The organism is Streptomyces rubrogriseus (assembly GCF_027947575.1).
GTDB classification, from domain to species: Bacteria; Actinomycetota; Actinomycetes; order Streptomycetales; family Streptomycetaceae; genus Streptomyces; species Streptomyces rubrogriseus.
Genome location: NZ_CP116256.1, coordinates 6,837,965 through 6,856,822 on the forward strand (window position 1 = coordinate 6,837,965; position 18,858 = coordinate 6,856,822).

Sequence of the window (18,858 nt, forward strand, 5' to 3'; positions counted from 1 at the left end):
CGGCCGGTGTCAGTGCCAGGGCTGGTAGTGCGGGTTGCTCTCGCAGTCGCTCATGATCTCGGTCTTGGTCTGCCGGTCGACCGGACAGACGCCGATGATGTACTTCCGCTGGATGCCGCCGGGGAAGGCGACCTCGACCTGGTCGGCCCACTTGTGGGTGTCGCCGATGGTCTTGTTGACGTCGATGCCGCCGGGGGCGTCGATGTAGTAGTTGTAGCCGGACTTGTACCAGGTCTTGTAGAGGTCGTGGTCGTAGCTCGTCGAGACGTACGGCGAGGGCTGGTTGACCAGGACGTACTTCTCGACGTCGTACTGCCCGTTCTGGACGTCCTTGGCGTGGAAGCCCTCTTCGAAGACGACCTGCGGGCCGCGGCTGTCACTGCGGTAGAGGGTGCCGCAGGTGGTGCGCCAGACCGGCTCGGGCGTGATGCGGTCGACGTCGACGCCGCGGTCGGCGGCGGCCTTGGTCCTGTCGTCGAACTGGGGGCAGGCCGGGGCGGCCTTGGCGGGGGCCGCCGCCGGGACCGTGGCGGCACCGGGGGCGGTGGCCGCGGTGGTGGCGAGGACGGCGGAGATCGACAGGACCGCGGCGGCGGTCCGGCGGCGCAGACGAGTGGTGATCATGCGGATACGATCCCGGCTGCGGAGCGACGCGTTCCGGATTCTCACCCGTAGGTGGCGTGTCCGGTGAACGGGGTTGCTTTCCGGGGCAGATGGGCTCTCAGCGGTCCAGGACCCGCATCTCGAACCAGGTGGTCTTCCCGCGCGGCAGCAGATCGACGCCCCACCGGTCGGAGAGCTTGTCGACGAGGAAGAGGCCGCGCCCGCTGATGTCCGTCTCCTGCACCGGCATCAGACAGGGCAGCCCCCGGGAGGGGTCTCGGACCTCGACCCGGATCCAGCCGGGGCGGCGCCGCATGCGGAGGCCGAAGACCCGGGCACCGGTGTGGCGTACGGCGTTGCCGACCAGTTCGGAGACGAGGAGGACGGCGTCCTCCGTGACCTTGGGGCCGAGCTGCCACTGACGCAGGGCGACGACCTGGGCCAGCCGGCGGGCGGTGGCGGCGGACTCGGGCCGGGAGGGTAACGGAACTTCGTGCTCCGTGGGGTTGCCGAACAGGTCCAGCGCCTTGAGCGCCCGCTCGTCCTCGACCGCCGGCGACCAGCGCGCCGCGGTCGCACGTCCGGCTCCCCGCGGCTGTTCCGTACCATCCAGCCCCGCCATGCCCCCATCATGGCCGCCCTCGGGGGCCTCCGGGGCCGTTCCCGGGGAATACGCCTCCGCCGGAGCCCGGTCGGACGACGGTCGATCGGCATATGCCACAGGCAGTTCGGGGCCGGAAACAGCCCCGGTGACCTGCGCGAACGGCTCGGCCGGAGACAAGCGACGGACTCCCTCGACAAGGCGCGCTTAATGGTGCGTTAAGGCTGCCATAAACCGCCCCATCGAGGGACGCGGATCAGACATCGCGTCAATTGCAAGTGGTACAACGTGACTTCGGATGAAACTTGTACTTCTTGCGGGGTCTTCAGAGGAACTTGGCCTTGCCCGGGCCCTCTTCCACGAAGCTGCGGATCCCGCGCTCGCGGTCCTCGGTGGCGAACAGCCCCGCGAACCAGTTGCGCTCGACGGCGAGGCCGGTCTCGATGTCCGTCTCCAGGCCCGTGTCGATCGCCTCCTTCGCCGCGCGCAGTGCGATGGCCGGGCCCTTGGCGAGCCGCGCGGCCCAGGCGTGCGCCTGCTCGTAGACCTCGGCGGCCGGGACCACCCGGTCCACCAGGCCGAGCGCCAGGGCCTCGTCGGCCTTCACCTGACGGCCGGTGAAGATCAGGTCCTTGGCCTTGGAGGGGCCGATCAGCCGGGACAGCCGCTGGGTGCCGCCCGCGCCGGGGATCAGGCCGAGCAGGATCTCGGGCTGGCCGAGCTTGGCGTTCTCCCCCGCGATGCGGAAGTCGGCGCACAGGGCGAGTTCGCAGCCGCCGCCCAGCGCGTAGCCGGTCACCGCCGCGACCACCGGCTTGGGGATGCGGGCCACCGCGGTGAAGGAGTCCTGCAGGGCACGGGACCGCGCGATCATCGCCGCGTGGTCCATCACCTGCATCTCCTTGATGTCCGCGCCCGCCGCGAACACCTTCTCGCCGCCGTGGATCACCACGGCGCGCACGTCCTCGCGCCGGGTGATCTCCTCGGCCAGCTCCTTCAACCGGTCCTGGGTGGCGACGTCCAACGCGTTCATCGGCGGACGGTCCAGGCGCAGCGTTCCGACGCCTTCGGCGACTTCGAGATGTACGGTCATGCTCCGCAGGTTAGCGGGCGTTCACCCGCCGCGGCAGCCGCCCCCTCAGGCCTTCCACTTCTCCCAGGACATGTTCCAGCCGTTGAGGCCGTTGTCGGGGGCGATGGTGGCGTCCTCGGAGTTCTTGACCACGACCACGTCGCCGATGATCGAGTTCTCGAAGAACCAGCGGGCCGGCGCACCCTTGTCCCAGCCGCCGCGTACGTCGCGCAGGCCGATGCAGCCGTGGCTGGAGTTGCGGTTGCCGAAGGCGTCGCCGCCCCAGTAGTTGCCGTGGATGAAGGTGCCTGAGGTGGACAGGCGCATGGCGTGCGGGACGTCCTTGATGTCGTACTCGCCGCCGTAGCCGACGGTCTCGCCGTTCATGCGGGTCACCGCGAGCCGCTCGGTGATGACCATCTGGCCGTTCCAGGTCTCGTAGCCGGGCGCGCCGGTGGTGACGGGAATGGTCTTGACGGTCTTGCCGTCCCGCACGACCTCCATCGTGTGCTTCTTGGCGTCCACGACGGAGACCTGGCTGCGGCCGACGGTGAAGGAGACGGTCTTGGCCTGCTTGCCGTAGACGTCGTCGCGGCCCTCGACGCCGTCGAGGTTGAGGTCGACGGTGACCTTGGTGCCGGCCTTCCAGTACTTCTCCGGCCGGAAGTCGAGGCGGTCGTTGCCGAACCAGTGGCCCTCGACCTCGACGGCCGGCTCGGTCTTGACGGTGATGGCCTTCTCGACGTCCTCCGGGTTGGTGATGCCCCGGGTGAAGCGGACCGAGAACGGCATGCCGACGCCGACCTTCGAGCCGTCCTCCGGTGTGAAGGTGCCGACGAAGGTGTTCTTCGGCGTCAGGGTGGTGAAGCGGGAGTCCTCGGCGGCCGTGCGGCCCTCGGAGTCCTTGGCCACCGCGTGCACGCTGTACGTGGTGGAGGCGGCCAGGTGGGTGGACGGCGTCCAGGTGGCGCCGTCCCCGGTTATCTTCCCGTCGACCTTCGTGCCCTTGCCGTCCTTGACGACGACCTCGGTGAGCCTGCCCTTCGCGGCGGCCACCTTCAGGGCGCCGCTGGTGTCGACGGCCTTGGCCCCGTTGGCGGGAGCGATGGTGACGACGGCCTCGGACTGTTCGCTCTGTGCCGCGGTGGCGTCCTTGGCCTTGTCCCCCTTGCCGTCCCCGGCCCCCGAGCCCGAGCCGCCCCCACCGCATGCGGTGACGGTCAGCATCAGCAGCCCGAGTACCGCCCCCGCTATCGGACGCACGTTCACCTTGTTCTCCCCTCGCCGGGCCTGGTCGGGCCCGCGCCCCAGTGCGCCCGCGCGCGCACCGGCGCATCGTAACCGCAGGCCAGGGGGTTGAGGGACAGGTGAATTGTCACCGTTCCGTACCGAGTTGGTGGCCGGGTGCCGGAGGACGTCCCGGCGTCACTTCACCGCGCTGCCCGCCTTCCACTCCTTCCACTTCATGTTCCAGCCACCCAGCCCGTTGTCGGGGGCCACGGTCCTGTCCTTGCTGTGGACCACCTCGACGACGTCGCCGATGAGGCTGCGGTCGAAGAACCAGCCCGCCGGGGTGTCGGAGCCGCCGCCCTTGTCGTCGCGCAGTCCGACGCAGCCGTGGCTGACGTTGGCCCGGCCGAAGGTGTCGGCGGGCGCCCAGTAGTTGCCGTGCAGGAAGGTGCCCGAGCTGGTCAGCCGGATGGCGTGCGGGACGTCGGGGATGTCGTACTCGCCGCCGAAGCCGACCGTGCGGCTGTTCATGCGGGTGACCTCGAGCATCTCGGTGATCACCATCCGGCCGTTGTAGGTGGGGGTCGTCGGCGCCCCCGCGGTGATCGGCACGGTGGCCAGCAGGGTGCCGTCCCGGCGCACCTGCATGGTCCGCTCGACGGCGTCTACACGGGAGACCTGGCTGCGGCCGACGGTGAAGGCGACCTTCTTGTGCTGGAGCCCGTAGACCCCCTTCGCGCCCTCCACGTCCCGCAGGCGCAGGTCGACGGTGACCTCGGTGCCGGGCTTCCAGTACTCCTTCGGGCGGAAGTCGAGGCGGTCCTTGCCGAACCAGTGGGGGCGGATCTCGGTGGCGGGCTCCGCGGTGACCGTCACGGCGCGTTCGACGGCGGCGCGGTCGGTGATCTCCCGGTTGAACTCCAGTGAAACGATCATGCCGGTGCCGACGACCGAGCGGTTCTCGGGGGCGACGTAGGCGATGAAGCGCTCCTCGGGGACCTGCGTGGTGAACGTGGTGTGCCGGGCCGAGCGGTGTCCGCCGCCGTCCAGGGCGACGGCGTCGACGGTGTACTTGGCGGCGAGGGCGAGCCGGCCGTCGTCGGGCCGCCAGGACAGGCCGTCCTCGGAGATCCGGCCGGGCACCGGGGTGTCCTGCGCGTCCTGCGACCGGACGACCTTCACCGACTCCAGGCGCCCGTCGGGCACCCGCACCGACAGCTTCCCGTCCGGCCGGACGGCCTTGCTCCCGTCGTCGGGGGTGACGCGGATGACGTCCTCGGCGGCGGGTTGCTTGCCGAACATCTCGCCGATGCCCGAGCCGATGCCGGAACCGACGCCGCCGCCGTCCGAGGTGCATCCGGTGGCCCCGGCCAGCAGTCCTGCCCATGTCAGAAGGGCGGCCAGAGCGGCGCCCGCGCGCGGTGCGCGCTCGTGTACGTGCCTCACATCCACCCGTAACGACCGGTCGGCCCTGGGGAAACGTGAGTGCGAGCCACCCGGTGGGCAGAACTGTGGGGAGGACGACGCGACGGGGAGCAGCGGCCGGGACGCCGTGCGCCCTCCTGCCGGACGTCGTTCCACGAGCCGTGGGAGGCTGACAGGTGTCCAGCGCAGCCGAGCGGGAGGCGGTGCCCGGGGAGCGGGCCGCCGCGGACGGGCGCCCCGCCGTCGTGGTCAATGGCACGCGGCGCGCCGCTCCGCCGCCCGCCGTGCCGGCCCGGCCGGGCACCCCGGTGCCGCTGGGCGCCCGGTTCCGGACCGGTCCGGACCAGGTGGCGGGGACCAACTTCGCGCTGTGGGCGGGCGGGGCGGAGGCGGTCGAGCTGTGCCTGTTCGACGGGCCGGGCCCCGGTGCCAGGGAGAGCCGGGTGCGGCTGGCCGAGCTGACGCACGAGATCTGGCACGGTTTCGTGCCGGGTGTCCGGCCCGGGCAGCGCTACGGCTACCGGGTGCACGGCCGCTGGGACCCGTGGACCGGCGCCCGCTGGAACCCGGCGAAGCTGCTCCTCGACCCCTACGCCCGCGCCGTGGACGGCGACTTCGGCCTGCCGCCCGAGGTGTACGGCCACGTGCGGGACTGGCCGGAGCAGCGGGTCGCGGACACCGTGCGCGACGACCGCGACTCGGCGCCGCACGTCCCCAAGGGCATCGTGGTCCACGACGACGACGACTGGTCGGACGACCGGCGGCCCAAGACGCCGTGGGCGGACTCGGTCATCTACGAGCTGCACGTGCGCGGCTTCACCAAGCTCCACCCGGAGATCCCGCCCGAGCTGCGCGGCACCTACGCGGGCCTCGCCCACCCGGCGGCGATCGCGCACCTGACGCGGCTGGGCGTGACGGCGGTGGAACTGCTGCCGGTGCACCAGTTCGCGCACGAGAGCCATCTGCTGGACCGCGGCCTGAGGAACTACTGGGGCTACAACTCGGTCGGCTACTTCGCCCCGCACGCCGCCTACGCCGCCTCCGGCACCACCGGCGAGCAGGTCGGCGAGTTCAAGCGGATGGTGCGCGCGCTGCACGCGGCCGGCATCGAGGTGATCCTCGACGTGGTCTACAACCACACGGCGGAGGCGGGCGAGCTGGGCCCGACGCTCTCCCTGAAGGGCATCGACAACCGCGGCTACTACCGTCTCCAGCCCGACGCCCGCCGGTACGCCGACTACACCGGCTGCGGCAACACCCTGCACGTGGTCCAGCCGCACGTGCTGCGCCTGATCACCGACTCGCTGCGGTACTGGGTCACCGAGATGGGCGTGGACGGGTTCCGCTTCGACCTGGCGGCGGCGCTGGCCCGGTCGATGCACGACGTCGACATGCTCTCCCCGTTCCTCGCGGTGATCGCGCAGGACCCGGTGCTGCGCCGGGTGAAGCTGATCGCCGAGCCGTGGGACGTGGGCTCGGGCGGCTACCAGGTCGGCGCCTTCCCGCCGCTGTGGACGGAGTGGAACGACCGCTACCGGGGCGCGGTCCGGGACTTCTGGCGGCACGCGCTGCCGGACGTCCGGGAGATGGGCTACCGCCTGTCGGGCTCCAGCGACCTGTACGCGTGGGGCGGACGCAGGCCCTACGCCTCGGTCAACTTCGTCACCGCGCACGACGGCTTCACGCTGCGCGACCTGGTGTCGTACGAGCGCAAGCACAACGAGGCCAACGGCGAGGGCAACCGGGACGGCACGGACGACAACCGGTCCTGGAACTGCGGCACGGAGGGCGAGACGGACGACGCGGAGGTCCGCGCGCTGCGGCGGCGCCAGCTCCGCAACCTGCTGACCACGCTGCTGCTGTCGACTGGGGTGCCGATGCTGGTGGCGGGCGACGAGATGGGGCGCACCCAGCGCGGCAGCAACAACGCCTACTGCCAGGACAACGAGACCGGCTGGGTGGACTGGAGCCTGCGGGACGACCCGGAGTGGGCCCCCCTGTTCGCGCTGGCCTCCCGGCTGATCGGCCTGCGCCACCGGCACCCGGTGCTGCGCCGCCGGGCCTTCTTCTCCGGCCGCGCGCACTCCGCGGACGGCCTGCGCGACCTGGCCTGGTTCACCGCGGGCGGCACGGAGATGACGGAGCGGGACTGGTACGCCCCCGCCGCCACTCTCGGCATGTACCTGTCCGGGCGGGACATCCCGGGCCGCGACGAGCACGGCGACCCGGTCGTCGACGACAGCTTCCTGGCCGTGCTGCACGCGGGCGGGGAGCCGGCCGGCTTCGTCCTGCCGGGCGCCCCGTGGGCGGAGCGGTACGAGGTGGTCGTCGACACCGGGCAGGAGGAACAGGGCGAGGCACCGGGCACCGCACACCCCGCGGGAGCGGAGATCACGGTCCCGGCGCGGACGGTGCTGCTGCTGAGGGCGGGGTGAGGGCGCGGGCCCGGCCGGCCGGGGCGGGTCGGCCGCCGCGGCGCGGGCCCTTCAGCCGAGGATGCCCCGGTCGTACGCCGTCGCGACGGCCGCCGCCCGGTCGTTGACGCCCAGCTTGGCGTAGAGGTGGGTGAGGTGGGTCTTCACGGTCGCCTCGCTGATGAACAGCTCCCGGGCGATCTCCTTGTTGGAGGTGCCGCGCGCCACCAGGGCGAGCACCTCGCGCTCCCGGGCGGAGAGGGGCTCGGCACCGGGGGTCTTCGGGGCGCGGACGGCGGAGACCAGGCGGGAGGCGACCGCCGGGGACAGCACCGTGCGGCCCTGGGCCGCCGCGCGGACCGCGGTGAACAGGTCGTCGCGGGGCGCGTCCTTGAGGAGGTAGCCGGTCGCGCCGGCCTCGATCGCGGGCAGGGTGTCGGAGTCGGTGTCGTACGTGGTGAGCACGAGCACCCTCGCGCGGGCGCCGCGCCTCGTCAGCTCCCGGATGGCGTCCACGCCCGAACCGCCCGGCATCCGCAGGTCCATGAGGATCACGTCGGGGTCGAGCGCGGCGGCCCGTTCCACCGCCTCGGCGCCGCCCGCAGCCTCGCCGAGGACGCGGAAGCCGGGCGCCGACTCGAACATGCCGCGCAGGCCGTCGCGGACCACGGGGTGGTCGTCGACGACGAGCAGGGAGATCACGGCGTCATCGGTCACGGCGTCATCCGTCACGGGGTCGTCGGCCACCGCGGCGGCGGTCACTTCGTCATCGGTCATGGCGGACCAACGGTACGCGAGCCGAGACGGCGGTGCCGTGCCCCGGTTCCGCCTCGACGGTGAGCGAACCGGCGATGCGCTCGGCGCGGGCCCGCATGCCGTCGAGACCGAAACCGCCGCCGGGGGTGCGCTCCCGCGCGGTCAGCGGGTCGAAGCCCCGGCCGTCGTCGCGGATGTCGAGGGTGACCTCGTCGCCCATGTAGGAGAGGGTGACGCCCACCCGGTCGGCGGCCGCGTGCCGTGCCGTGTTGGACAGGGCCTCCTGGGCGATGCGCAGCAGCGTGGCGGCGACCTCGTCGTGGAGGTGCTCGGCGGTGCCGGTGACGGTGAACCGGGCCTGGACGCCGGTGCGTCCGCCCCACTCCGTCACCGTCTTCTTCAGCGCGTCCGGCAGTCCGTCGTCGGCCAGCGCGACCGGCGAGAGGTTGTGCACGGAGCGGCGGGCCTCGCCCAGGCTGTGCCGGGCCAGGGCGAGGGCCCGGTCCAGGTGCTCCCGGCCCAGCGCCGGTTCCGGGGCGGCCGCCACGACCTGGAGCTGGGCGATGATGCCGGTCAGGCCCTGGGCCAGGGTGTCGTGGATCTCGGCGGCCAGCCGCCTGCGCTCGTCGGCGACCCCGGCCTCGCGGGCCTGCACCAGGAGCTGGGCGTGCAGGGCGGCGTTCTCGTCGAGGGCCTGCTGGAGGGCGGCGTTGGTGCGCTCCAGTTCGGCGATGGTCTCGACGCGGGCGCGGCTGCGGGCCTCCTCCAGCGCGGCGAAGTGCGCGAAGAGGGCCACCAGCATGCTGTTGACGGTGAGGATCGCGCCGAAGAGCACCCAGCCCATGACCCCGTTCGGCGGCAGCCCGCCGGACTGCGAACCCGCGAGGGTGACGGCGGTGGCGAACAGTCCGGCCCGGCACAGCCTGCGGGGCAGCAGGTACTGGGCGCCGAAGTAGCCGACGACCGCGTAGAAGGCGAACAGCGGGTTCAGCCAGGTGAGGGCGAAGCCGATGGCCCAGCGGACGGCGTAGTAGCAGGTGCCGGCCCGGGACGGCTCGGGGCGGGTGCGCGCCGCCCGGTTCCACCACAGTTGCAGCACGACGGCCGCACCGATCAGTGCGCCGCTCGCCCGCCGCTCGCCGGTCGTCATGCCGATGGCGTCGGCGGCCGACCAGGCGACCAGCGTCCCGACGGCCAGCAGCGCGTACGGGCCCCAGCGGTGGAACGCCGCCCACCGCTCGTCGACCGCCGCCGTCCGCGTCATGGCGTCATTGTCGGACACGCGGCCGCCTTCCTCGCCCACTCCCCCTCACCGCGGTCACTCCGGTCACTCCCAGCGGAACCAGCGCGCGGCCGCCGCGGTGAGCAGCACCGTCCAGCCCACCAGGACCGCCAGGTGGGACCAGTCCGGCCAGTCGCCCGCCGCGGCCTCGTTGAGGGCCTGGGCGGCCGCGCCGAACGGGGTCCAGCCCACGATCCGGGCCAGCAGGTCCGGCATGGCCTGGACCGGCAGCCACACGCCCGCGCAGAACATCGCCGGGAACAGCGCGGCCGACCCGATCGCACCGGCGATCTTCGTGGTGCGGGAGAGCGCCGAGAGCACGGCGCCCAGGGAGAGCGCGGCCGGCACGGCGAGCAGCAGCGCCAGGAGGTAGCCGAGGGGCTGCTCGGGCAGGCTCACGTCGAAGGCGAGCCGTCCGACGGCGAGCGCGAGCAGCGCCGAGACCAGGGCGGCTCCGCCGCACACCACCATCTGTGCGGACAGCAGCGCCGCCGGGCGCACGGGGGTGGCGGACATCCGGCGCAGGATGCCCCGCTCGCGGTAGCCGGTGAGGACCTGCGGCATGCCCTGGAGGCCGCCGACGGTCAGGCCGAGCAGCACGGCCACCGGCACGTAGGCGTCGACCGGGCGCAGTCCGCCGAAGGAGGGGTCGGCCTCGCGGAAGGACGGGATGGAACCGAGGATCGCCAGCAGCAGGGTCGGGAACACCAGCATCCAGAACAGGGCGCCGGGTTCGCGCCGGAACAGGCGCAGCTCGGTCCTCAGTACGGCGGTGTCGAAGACGTCGGTGGTCATGCGGTGGCCTCCGTCAGGTCCAGGAAGGCGTCGTCCAGCGTGGTGTCGGTGACCCGGAGCTGGTGCGCGGTGACGCGGGTGCGGGCGAGCAGGGTGATGACGGCGTTGACCGTCTCGTCCGTGCCGGACAGGGTGACGCGGCCGTCCCTGAACTCGGCGGAGGCCAGCTCCGGCAGCGCGCGCAGGTCCGCCTCGTCCAGCGGCGCGGACGGGGTGAAGCTGATGACGGTGGCGCCGGTCGAGCGCCGGATCAGTCCGGCAGGGGTGTCCAGCGCGGCGATACGGCCCCGGTCGATCACCGCGATCCGGTCGCACAGCCGCTGGGCCTCCTCCATGAAGTGCGTGACCAGCAGGACGGTGACGCCGCCAGCGCGGATGTCCTCGATGAGCTGCCAGGTCTCCCGGCGGGCGCGCGGGTCGAGACCGGTGGTCAGCTCGTCCAGGACGACGACGCGCGGGTCGCCGACCAGGGCCAGCGCGATGAACAGGCGCTGCTTCTGACCGCCGGAGAGCTTGGCGAACCGGGTGTCCAGCATCGGGACGAGGTCGAGCCGCTCGGCGAGCGGGCGCCAGTCGGCGGGCTTCGGGTAGAAGGCGGCGTACAGCTCCAGGGCCTCGCGGACGGTGAGTTTGGGCTGGAGTTCGCTCTGCTGGAGCTGGGCGCCGAGGACCTCGGCGACCCGCCGGTGGTCGGCGACGGGGTCGAGCCCGGTGACCCGGACCCGGCCGGCGTCGGGGACGCGCAGTCCCTCGACGCACTCGACGGTGGTGGTCTTGCCGGCGCCGTTGGGGCCGAGGACGCCGAAGATCTCACCCTCCTCGACGGTGAAGGACACACCGTCGACGACGGGGCGGCCGCCGTAGGACTTGCGCAGGTCGGTGACTTCGATGACGGGCATGGCACCAGCGTCCCGGCGGACCGGGGTCCGGCACATCGGCCGACGCGCTCGAAGGCGCATCAGCCGATCGGTTGATGCGCCGGTACGACCCCCGCGGGGCTCCCGCACGACCCCGGCGAGGCTTCCGTACGACCCCGGTCGGGCCCGAAAACTCGGTGGGCAGTGTCAGTGGCAAACCGTAGGCTCGCTGCTGATGCCCACGAAACCTGCCCCCGCCACGGATCTCGCCCCGGACGCCGCCCCGGACGCCGCCGAGAAGCGTTCCACCGTACGTGCCCTGCTGCGGCTGTGGCCCTATGTACGACCGGTGCGCGCGCGGTTGGGCGCGGCCGCGGTGATAGCGATCCTCGCCTCCTGCGTGGGGCTGGTGATCCCGCTGGTCCTGAAGTGGATGGTGGACGGGCCGGTGGCCGACGGTGATCCGGCGGGCGTGTGGCTCGGGGCGCTGTACCTGCTGCTCCTCGGGCTGGCGGAGGCGCTGCTGTTCGGTCTGCGGCGGTGGCTGGTGGCCAGGCCGCTGGCGGGTGTCGAGGCGGGCATGCGGGCGGATCTCTACCGGCGTCTGCAGCGCCTGCCGGTGGCCTTCCACGACCGCTGGGCCTCGGGGCAGTTGCTGTCACGCGGGACGACCGATCTGATGCTGCTCCGCATGTTCCTCGCCTTCCCGCTGACGTTCCTGCTGGTCAACGGCGTGACGATCCTGGTCGGCGTGGGCATCATGCTGGTCCAGGACTGGACGCTCGGGCTGGTCATCCTGGGCCCCGCCATCCCGGTGATGATCACCTGCGGGATCTTCGAGAAGAAGTACTCCGCGGTGGCGCGGCGCGCGCAGGACCAGGTCGGGGATCTGACGACCGTGGTCGAGGAGAGCGTGCTCGGCATCCGGATCATCAAGGGCTTCGGCCGGCACCGCAGCCAGGCCCGCGCCTTCCACGAGCTGTCGCACACCCTGCGGGGCACCGAGCTGCGCAAGGCGCGGCTGCTCGCGGCCATCTGGGCGGTCATCGTGACGCTGCCCGAGGTGGCGATCGGGGCGGCGCTGGTGGTCGGGGCGGTCCAGGTGGCGGACGGGGCGCTGTCGGCGGGGACGCTGGTGGCGTTCCTGTCCACGGCGCTGGCGCTGCGGTGGCCGGTGGAGTCCATCGGCTTCCTGCTGGCGATGAGTCAGGAGGCGGCGACGGCCACGGACCGCTACTTCGAGGTGATGGACGCGGAAGTCGAGTCTCCGGGGGGTGCTGGTGGCCCTGCGTCGGTGCCGCGGGGTGGGGAGCGCGGCCCGGCGTTGGGGGGTGCCTCCCAGGCCGTTCAGGCACTGGGGGAGGCACGACTGCCCGCAGCGGCGGGGGCCGACGGCCTCCGGTTCGAGCACGTCCTGTTCCGTTATCCCGACGCCGCCCCCGACTCCCCGCCCCTCCTGACGGACGTCGACCTGCACATCCGCCCCGGCGAGTCCATGGCCCTGGTCGGTGCCACCGGCAGTGGCAAGACGACGCTGACCGCGCTCGTCCCGCGCCTGCACGAGGTGACCGGGGGTCGGATCACGCTGGACGGCGAGGACATCACCGCCCTGTCCCGCGAGGAGCTGCGCTCGATGGTCGCCGTGGCCTTCGAGGAGCCCACCCTCTTCTCGGCCACCGTCGGGGAGAACGTGCTGATGGGTGCGGGTGAGGGCGCCGACGACGAGGCGCTGGACCGCGCGCTCGCCGTCGCGCAGGCCGACTTCGCGCACGCGCTGCCCCAGGGCACCGGCACCCAGGTCGGTGAGCAGGGACTCAGCCTCTCCGGCGGCCAGCGTCAGCGCCTCGCGCTCGCGCGCGCCGTGGTGGGCAGACCGAGGTTCCTGGTCCTGGACGACCCGCTGTCCGCGCTGGACGTGCACACGGAGGCCGCCGTCGAGGCCGCCCTGCGGCGGGTCCTCGCGGACACCACCGCGCTGATCGTGGCCCACCGCCCCTCCACCGTCCTGCTCGCCGACCGCGTCGCCCTGCTGTCCGAGGGCCGCATCGCCGCCGTCGGTACCCATCACGAACTGCTGCGCACCAGCCCCGAGTACGCCCATCTGATGTCCGGGCCCGACGGGCACGAGAGCGACGAGGGACCCCAGGAAGGAGACGGCCGATGACCGCGCCCACGGCCACCGCGCCGGACCGGGAACAGCCGGAGGGCCCCGAGCCCGGGGACCCGGCCGAGAAGAGGACCGACACCGCCGCCGCCGACGCCTTCGACGAGGACGTCCTGCCCAGCCCGCCGGGTGCGACCGGCGCCCTGCTGCGCTCCCTGCTGATGCCCATGAAGGCCCGGGTCGCCGTCACCGTCCTCCTGCTGCTGCTCCAGCAGGCGGCCGTGCAGGCGGGGCCGCTGCTGGTGGCGTACGCCATCGACCACGCCGTGCCGGCCCTGCGGGACGACGACCACGGTCCGCTGATCGCGGTGGGCGCCGGCTACCTGCTGTGCTCGCTGGCGGCGGGCGGTCTCCAGTACGCCTTCGTCGCGGCGGCGGCCCGCGTCAGCCAGGACGTGCTGCTCGACCTGCGCGGGCGCATCTTCCGGCACGCACAGGCGCTGAGCGTCGACTTCCACGAGCGCTACACCTCGGGCCGCCTCATCTCGCGCTCCACCACGGACGTGGAGTCCCTGCGCGAACTGCTCGACGAGGGGCTCCAGGAGCTGGTGACGGTCATCCTGTCCTTCGTCTACATCGCCGCGCTGCTGCTCTGGCTGGACCTGGGCCTCGGCGCCGTGGCGGTGGCGTCGTTCGTGCCGCTGTACGCGCTGGTGCGGCTCTACCAGCGGCGCGCGGGGCGGGTGTACCGGCAGCGGTCCACGGCGATCGCGGCGGTGATCGTGAAGTTCGTGGAGACGATGAACGGCATCCGGCCGGTGCGCGCCTTCCGCCGGGAGGCCGTCAACGACGCCGACTTCGCGGTGCTGAACCACCGCCACGAACGGACCAACGGCGACGCGCTGCTGGAGATGGCCCGTTACGTGGTGGGTTCCCGCCTGGTGGCGAACACGGCCGTCGCGGGGATCGTGCTGTGGGGCGCCTACCGGGTCGCGGACGGCACGCTGGCGCTCGGTGTGCTGGCGGCGGCGGTGCTGTACCTGCGCCGCCTGTACGACCCGATCGACCGGCTGGGCATGTTCCTGAACTCGTACCAGTCGGCGGCCGCCTCGCTGGAGAAGATCGCCGGGCTGCTGGCCCAGACGCCGTCGGTGCCGGAGCCGACCGCGCCGAAGGAGCTGCCGCCGTTGGAGTCGGAGCACCCCGGCCGCGAGGTCGTCTTCGACTCGGTGAGCTTCGGCTACCGCACCGGCGGTGAGGTCCTGCCGCGCTTCGAACTGACGCTCCCGGCCGGTCAGACGGTCGCCGTCGTGGGCTCGACCGGCGCCGGCAAGTCGACGCTGGCCAAGCTGCTCGCCCGGTTCTACGACCCCTCCGCCGGGCGGGTCCTGCTGGACGGCACCGACCTGCGCGACCTGGCCGTGCCCGAACTGCGGCGCGGGGTGGTGATGGTGACGCAGGAGGCGTTCCTGTTCTCCGGCACGGTCGCCGACAACATCGCCATCGGCCGTCCGGAGGCTACGCGGGAGGAGATCGAGCGGGCCGCGAAGGCGATCGGCGCCCACGACTTCATCGCCGCGCTGCCGGACGGCTACGACACCGACGTGCGCAAGCGGGGCGGCCGTATCTCCGCCGGTCAGCGGCAGCTCGTGGCCTTCGCGCGGGCGCTGCTCGCCGACCCGGCGGTGCTGATCCTGGACGAGGCGACCAGTTCGCTGGACATCCCCGGGGAACGGGCGGTGCAGCGGGCGATGACGACGGTGCTGAAGGGCCGTACGGCGGTCGTGATCGCGCACCGGCTCTCCACCGTGGAGATCGCCGACCGGGTGCTGGTGATGGAGCACGGCCGGATCGTCGAGGACGGCGCGCCGGACGAACTCATCGCCGGTACGGGCCGGTTCGCGGATCTGCACCGGGCCTGGCGGGACAGTCTGGCGTGAGGATCGACGCGTACGAGGACCCGGGCACCCCGGGTCGCGGGGGCGGCTGGCGGTACCTGGGCTGGCTGGTCGGGCGGCAGTGGCCCCGGTGCCTGGCGGGGGCGGTGCTCGCCAGTGTCTGGATGGTGCTGCTGGCGGCGACGCCGTACCTGATGGCCCGGGCCGTCGACCAGGGCCTGGAGCCCGGTGACATGGGCGCGCTGGCGGGCTGGACGGGCGCCATGGTCGCCGTCGGCGGGGTCAACGCGTGGCTGGGCATGATGCGGCACCGCACGATGACGAAGGTGCGGATGGACGCCAACTTCCGCACGGTCAAGGTGGTCGTCGGGCACGCCACGCGGCTCGGCGCGGCGCTGCGCGGACAGGTGGGGACCGGCGAGGTCGTCACCATCGGGGTGGGCGACGTGCAGACCATCAGCACGTCCCTGACGGCCGTGGGGCCGGGCGTCGGCGCGGTCGTCGCCTACGCGGCGGTCGGCGGACTGATGCTGTCGGTGTCGGCCCGGCTGGCCCTGGTGGTGCTGCTCGGGGTCCCGGCGCTCGGGGTGCTCCTCGGTCCGCTCATGGGACGGCTTCAGGGCAGGGAGGCGGAGTACCGGGAGCGGCAGTCCGTGCTGACCGCGCGGATCGGCGACCTCGCGGGCGGGCTGCGGGTGCTGAACGGGCTGGGCGGCAAGGGCCTGGTCGCGGACGCCTTCCGGCAGGACTCGGGCCGGCTGCGCGAGCAGGGCTACCGGGTCGGCGCGGTGACCAGCTGGATCCAGGCCCTCGGGGTGGGGCTGCCGATGCTGTTCCTGGCCCTGGTGACCTGGCTGGGCGCCCGGCAGGCCGCGCAGGGGCACATCAGTGTGGGCGAACTGGTGTCGGTGTACGGCTACGTCGTCGCGCTGGGCTGGCCGGTGGCGTTCCTCATCGAGATGGGCCACCAGCTCAGCCGCGGCGTGGTGGCCGCCCGCCGCGTCGTCGCCTTCCTGGACCTGGAACCGGCCCCGGACGAAGGCAGCCGGGACGCCCCCGCGGAACCCTCGGCGCTCCACGACCCGGCCTCGGGCGTCCGGATCGCCCCCGGCCGCCTGACCGCCCTGGTCACGGCCCACCCGTCCGACGCCACCGACATCCTGGACCGCCTGGGCCGCTACACCCCGTCGGACGCGACCTGGGGAGGCGTCCCCCTGACCGAGATCCCGCTGACACAGGTACGGGCGCGCATCCTGGTCGCCGACCCGGAAGCCGACCTCTTCGCAGGCCCCCTGAGCACTGTAGTTGGCGCTCAGGACATGCCGAGCGGGGGCGCGGGCAGTGTCGATCTGCGGCTCCGCCGCGTGGGCGCGACAAGCCACGACGAATCCGCAGACGCGAAACAACGGCCCGGGGCAGACGAGACCGCGCGACTGACCGCAGCCCTCCACGCCGCCTCCGCCGAAGACATCGTCCGCGCTCTCCCCGACGGCCTGAAGACCCAGGTCGCGGCCCAGGCCCGAGACCTGTCCGGAGGACAACGCCAACGCATCCGCCTCGCCCGCGCCCTCCTGACCGACCCCGAAGTCCTCCTCGCCGCGGAACCCACCTCCGCCCTGGACGCCCACACGGAGGCCACCGTGGCCGACCGCCTCAAGCACGCCCGCCGGGGCCGCACCACCGTCCTCGCCGCCACCTCACCCCTGCTCCTCGACCGCGCGGACGTCGTGCACCACCTGGTCGACGGCAAGGTCGCGGCCACCGGCACGCACCGCGAACTCCTGGACTCCGAACCGGCGTACCGCGCCCTGGTCGCACGGGACGCCGAGGGCGCCGAGGGCGCCGAGGAAGAGGAAGGGGAACCGGCCCGATGACACAGCTGCCCGTCGCCGAGCGCACCGACGTCCGCCGCGCGGCGGCCGGCCTGGTGCGCGCCGACCGGAGGTCCTTCGCGGTCGTCCTATGTCTCAACGCGCTGGCCGCGCTGGCCGGCCTCGCCGGTCCGTGGCTGCTGGGCCGGATCGTCGACGAGGTCCGCGGCGGGGGCGGGGTCGGCGCCGTGGACCGGATGGCCCTCGCCATCCTGCTGTGCTCGCTGGCGCAGTTGCTGCTGGCCCGCTGGGCGCGGTACGTGGGGCACCGGTTCGGGGAGCGGACGCTCGCCCGGGTGCGGGAGCGGTACGTGGAACGGGCGCTGGCGCTGCCCGCGTCGGTCGTGGAACGGGCGGGGTCCGGGGACCTGACGACGCGCGGCACCGCCGACGTGACCGCCGTCGGCACGACGCTGCGCGACGCCGGTCCCGAGCTGCTGGTCAACGCGGTGCAGGCGCTGTTCCTCACCGCCGCGGTGTTCGTGCTCGACCCGCTGCTCGGCCTGGTCGGGGTGCTGGGGCTGACACCGGCCTGGCTCGCGCTGCGCTGGTACCTGCGCCGGGCGCGGGCGGCCTACCTCGCCGAGGGCGCGGCCAACTCCGACGTCGCGGAGAGCCTGGCGGCCACCGTGGCGGGGGCCCGCACGGTCGAGGCGTTCGGGCTGGCCGAGCGGCGCGTCGCGACCAACCGCGGGGCGCTGGAGGTCTCGCTGCGCACCCGGTTGCGGACGCTGTTCCTGCGCAGTGTGTTCTTCCCGGCGGTGGACATCTCCTACGTCCTTCCCGTGGCGGGCGTGCTGCTGCTCGGCGGGGTGCTGCACGCGCACGGGTCGGCGAGCCTCGGCGCGGTGGTGTCCTGCGCCGTGTATCTCCAGCAGTTGGCGGGGCCGCTCGACGAGGTGCTGATGCGGGTCGAGCAACTGCAGGCCGGTGCCGCCTCGTTCGCCCGGGTGGAGGGGCTGGCGCGGGCCCCGCGGGCGACGGCGGACGAGTCGGCGGTGCCGGACGGCGACCGTATCGACGTGTCCGGGGTGCGGTACGCCTACGACCGGGGCGGGGAGGTGCTGCGCGGGGTGGACCTCACCGTGCGGCCGGGCGAGCGGCTGGCGGTCGTCGGGCCGTCGGGGGCGGGCAAGACGACGCTGAGCCGGCTCCTGGCGGGCGTCGACGCGCCGACGGAGGGTTCGGTGACGGTGGGCGGGGTGCCCGTGGTCGCCCTGGGCCCGGAGCGGCTGCGCCGTCAGGTGGTGCTGGTCACCCAGGAGCACCACGTGTTCCTGGGGACGGTCCGCGACAATCTCCTGATCGCCGAACCGGCGGCCGCCGACGAGGAGTTGTGGTCCGCGCTCGCCGCGGTGGGCGCCGAGGGCTGGGTGCGGGAGCTGCCCGGGGGCCTCGGCGCCGAGCTGGGCGCGAAGGGGCACTCCACGGACGGCTCGCAGGCCCAGCAACTCGCCCTGGCCCGGGTGGTGCTGGCCGACCCGCACACCCTGATCCTGGACGAGGCCACGGCCCTGCTGGACCCGACCACGGCCCGGCACACGGAGCAGGCGCTGGCCGCCGTACTGAAGGGCCGTACGGTCATCGCCATCGCACACCGCCTGCACACCGCGCACGACGCCGACCGGGTGGCGGTGATGGAGGACGGTCTGCTGACCGAGCTGGGCACGCACGGCGAGCTGGTGGCGGCGGGCGGGGCGTACGCGGCCCTGTGGGGCTCCTGGCACGGCGAGCCGTCCGCCGGTTACTGACTGACCGGACAGTAACCGGGCCCCGACAGCAACGATTCCGTTTATCGAACGTGAACGCCCGGTCAACGAACCATTTCCAGCCAACTTACTGACGCGCTCCTGACAAGTAGCGCTTTCTCCTGCCACTCTTCCGTCGGCCCCTTCACAGTGCCCCCACAGCTTCCCCACGAGCGCTGTGCCGCGGCCAGCTCCTAGCACC

At 73.1% G+C, this 18,858-nt stretch carries 14 protein-coding genes; 5 read left to right on the forward strand and 9 right to left on the reverse strand.

The features are described 5' to 3' along the window. Positions 1-9: 9 nt before the first annotated feature. The 5 genes from Sru02f_RS30645 to Sru02f_RS30665 form a co-directional block, all read right to left on the reverse strand. Entirely contained in the window at positions 10-624 is a 615-nt protein-coding gene (locus tag Sru02f_RS30645; protein ID WP_109036284.1) for an ADP-ribosyltransferase, read from the reverse strand. Between the two features lie 97 nt (positions 625-721). After that, positions 722-1,225 carry an ATP-binding protein gene (locus Sru02f_RS30650; RefSeq protein ID WP_016327305.1) on the reverse strand — a complete coding sequence of 168 codons (504 nt, stop codon included), beginning with the start codon at positions 1,223-1,225 and terminating at the stop codon, positions 722-724. Between the two features lie 304 nt (positions 1,226-1,529). Then, positions 1,530-2,297 (reverse strand): enoyl-CoA hydratase/isomerase family protein, encoded by a 768-nt coding sequence (locus Sru02f_RS30655; protein WP_109036288.1) that lies wholly within the window; start codon positions 2,295-2,297, stop codon positions 1,530-1,532. 45 nt (positions 2,298-2,342) lie between these two features. After that, on the reverse strand, positions 2,343-3,545 hold the full coding sequence (locus tag Sru02f_RS30660) for a L,D-transpeptidase (RefSeq protein ID WP_109036290.1): 1,203 nt from the start codon (positions 3,543-3,545) through the stop codon (positions 2,343-2,345). Between the two features lie 156 nt (positions 3,546-3,701). Further along, positions 3,702-4,952, reverse strand: a complete 1,251-nt coding sequence (locus tag Sru02f_RS30665; protein WP_109036292.1) for a L,D-transpeptidase — start codon at positions 4,950-4,952, stop codon at positions 3,702-3,704. Positions 4,953-5,107: 155 nt separating this feature from the next. On the opposite strand from Sru02f_RS30665, the gene glgX reads away from it, so the two are divergent. Next, a complete protein-coding gene (gene glgX, locus Sru02f_RS30670; protein ID WP_109036294.1) occupies positions 5,108-7,366 on the forward strand; it encodes a glycogen debranching protein GlgX in 2,259 nt (752 codons plus the stop codon). A 51-nt stretch (positions 7,367-7,417) separates the two neighbouring features. Here the strand turns inward: glgX and Sru02f_RS30675 are convergent, their stop codons facing one another. From Sru02f_RS30675 to Sru02f_RS30690, 4 genes are all read right to left on the reverse strand, one after another. Next, complete coding sequence (locus tag Sru02f_RS30675; RefSeq protein WP_109036296.1) at positions 7,418-8,122, reverse strand: response regulator; 705 nt, start codon at positions 8,120-8,122, stop codon at positions 7,418-7,420. Next, positions 8,112-9,365 carry a sensor histidine kinase gene (locus tag Sru02f_RS30680; RefSeq protein ID WP_174855231.1) on the reverse strand — a complete coding sequence of 418 codons (1,254 nt, stop codon included), beginning with the start codon at positions 9,363-9,365 and terminating at the stop codon, positions 8,112-8,114. The genes Sru02f_RS30675 and Sru02f_RS30680 overlap by 11 nt, the downstream gene beginning before the upstream one ends. 63 nt (positions 9,366-9,428) lie before the next feature. Then, positions 9,429-10,178: an ABC transporter permease gene (locus tag Sru02f_RS30685; protein ID WP_109036300.1), complete on the reverse strand. Its 750-nt coding sequence runs from the start codon at positions 10,176-10,178 to the stop codon at positions 9,429-9,431. Continuing rightward, positions 10,175-11,077: an ABC transporter ATP-binding protein gene (locus tag Sru02f_RS30690; RefSeq protein WP_167469828.1), complete on the reverse strand. Its 903-nt coding sequence runs from the start codon at positions 11,075-11,077 to the stop codon at positions 10,175-10,177. Before Sru02f_RS30690 ends, Sru02f_RS30685 begins: the two co-directional genes overlap by 4 nt. 193 nt (positions 11,078-11,270) lie before the next feature. Here Sru02f_RS30690 and Sru02f_RS30695 point away from each other — a divergent pair, with 193 nt between their 5' ends. From Sru02f_RS30695 to Sru02f_RS30710, 4 genes are read left to right on the forward strand one after another with little or no spacing between them, the layout of a single operon-like run. Next, the gene (locus Sru02f_RS30695; protein WP_109036304.1) at positions 11,271-13,199 is read left to right on the forward strand and encodes an ABC transporter ATP-binding protein; all 1,929 of its coding nucleotides are present in this window, start codon (positions 11,271-11,273) and stop codon (positions 13,197-13,199) included. Next, a complete protein-coding gene (locus Sru02f_RS30700) occupies positions 13,196-15,079 on the forward strand; it encodes an ABC transporter ATP-binding protein (RefSeq protein WP_109036306.1) in 1,884 nt (627 codons plus the stop codon). The genes Sru02f_RS30695 and Sru02f_RS30700 overlap by 4 nt, the downstream gene beginning before the upstream one ends. Beyond that, complete coding sequence (locus Sru02f_RS30705) at positions 15,076-16,911, forward strand: ABC transporter ATP-binding protein (protein WP_109036308.1); 1,836 nt, start codon at positions 15,076-15,078, stop codon at positions 16,909-16,911. Before Sru02f_RS30700 ends, Sru02f_RS30705 begins: the two co-directional genes overlap by 4 nt. Continuing rightward, on the forward strand, positions 16,908-18,659 hold the full coding sequence (locus tag Sru02f_RS30710; RefSeq protein WP_109036310.1) for an ABC transporter ATP-binding protein: 1,752 nt from the start codon (positions 16,908-16,910) through the stop codon (positions 18,657-18,659). The genes Sru02f_RS30705 and Sru02f_RS30710 overlap by 4 nt, the downstream gene beginning before the upstream one ends. Positions 18,660-18,858 lie beyond the last annotated feature (199 nt).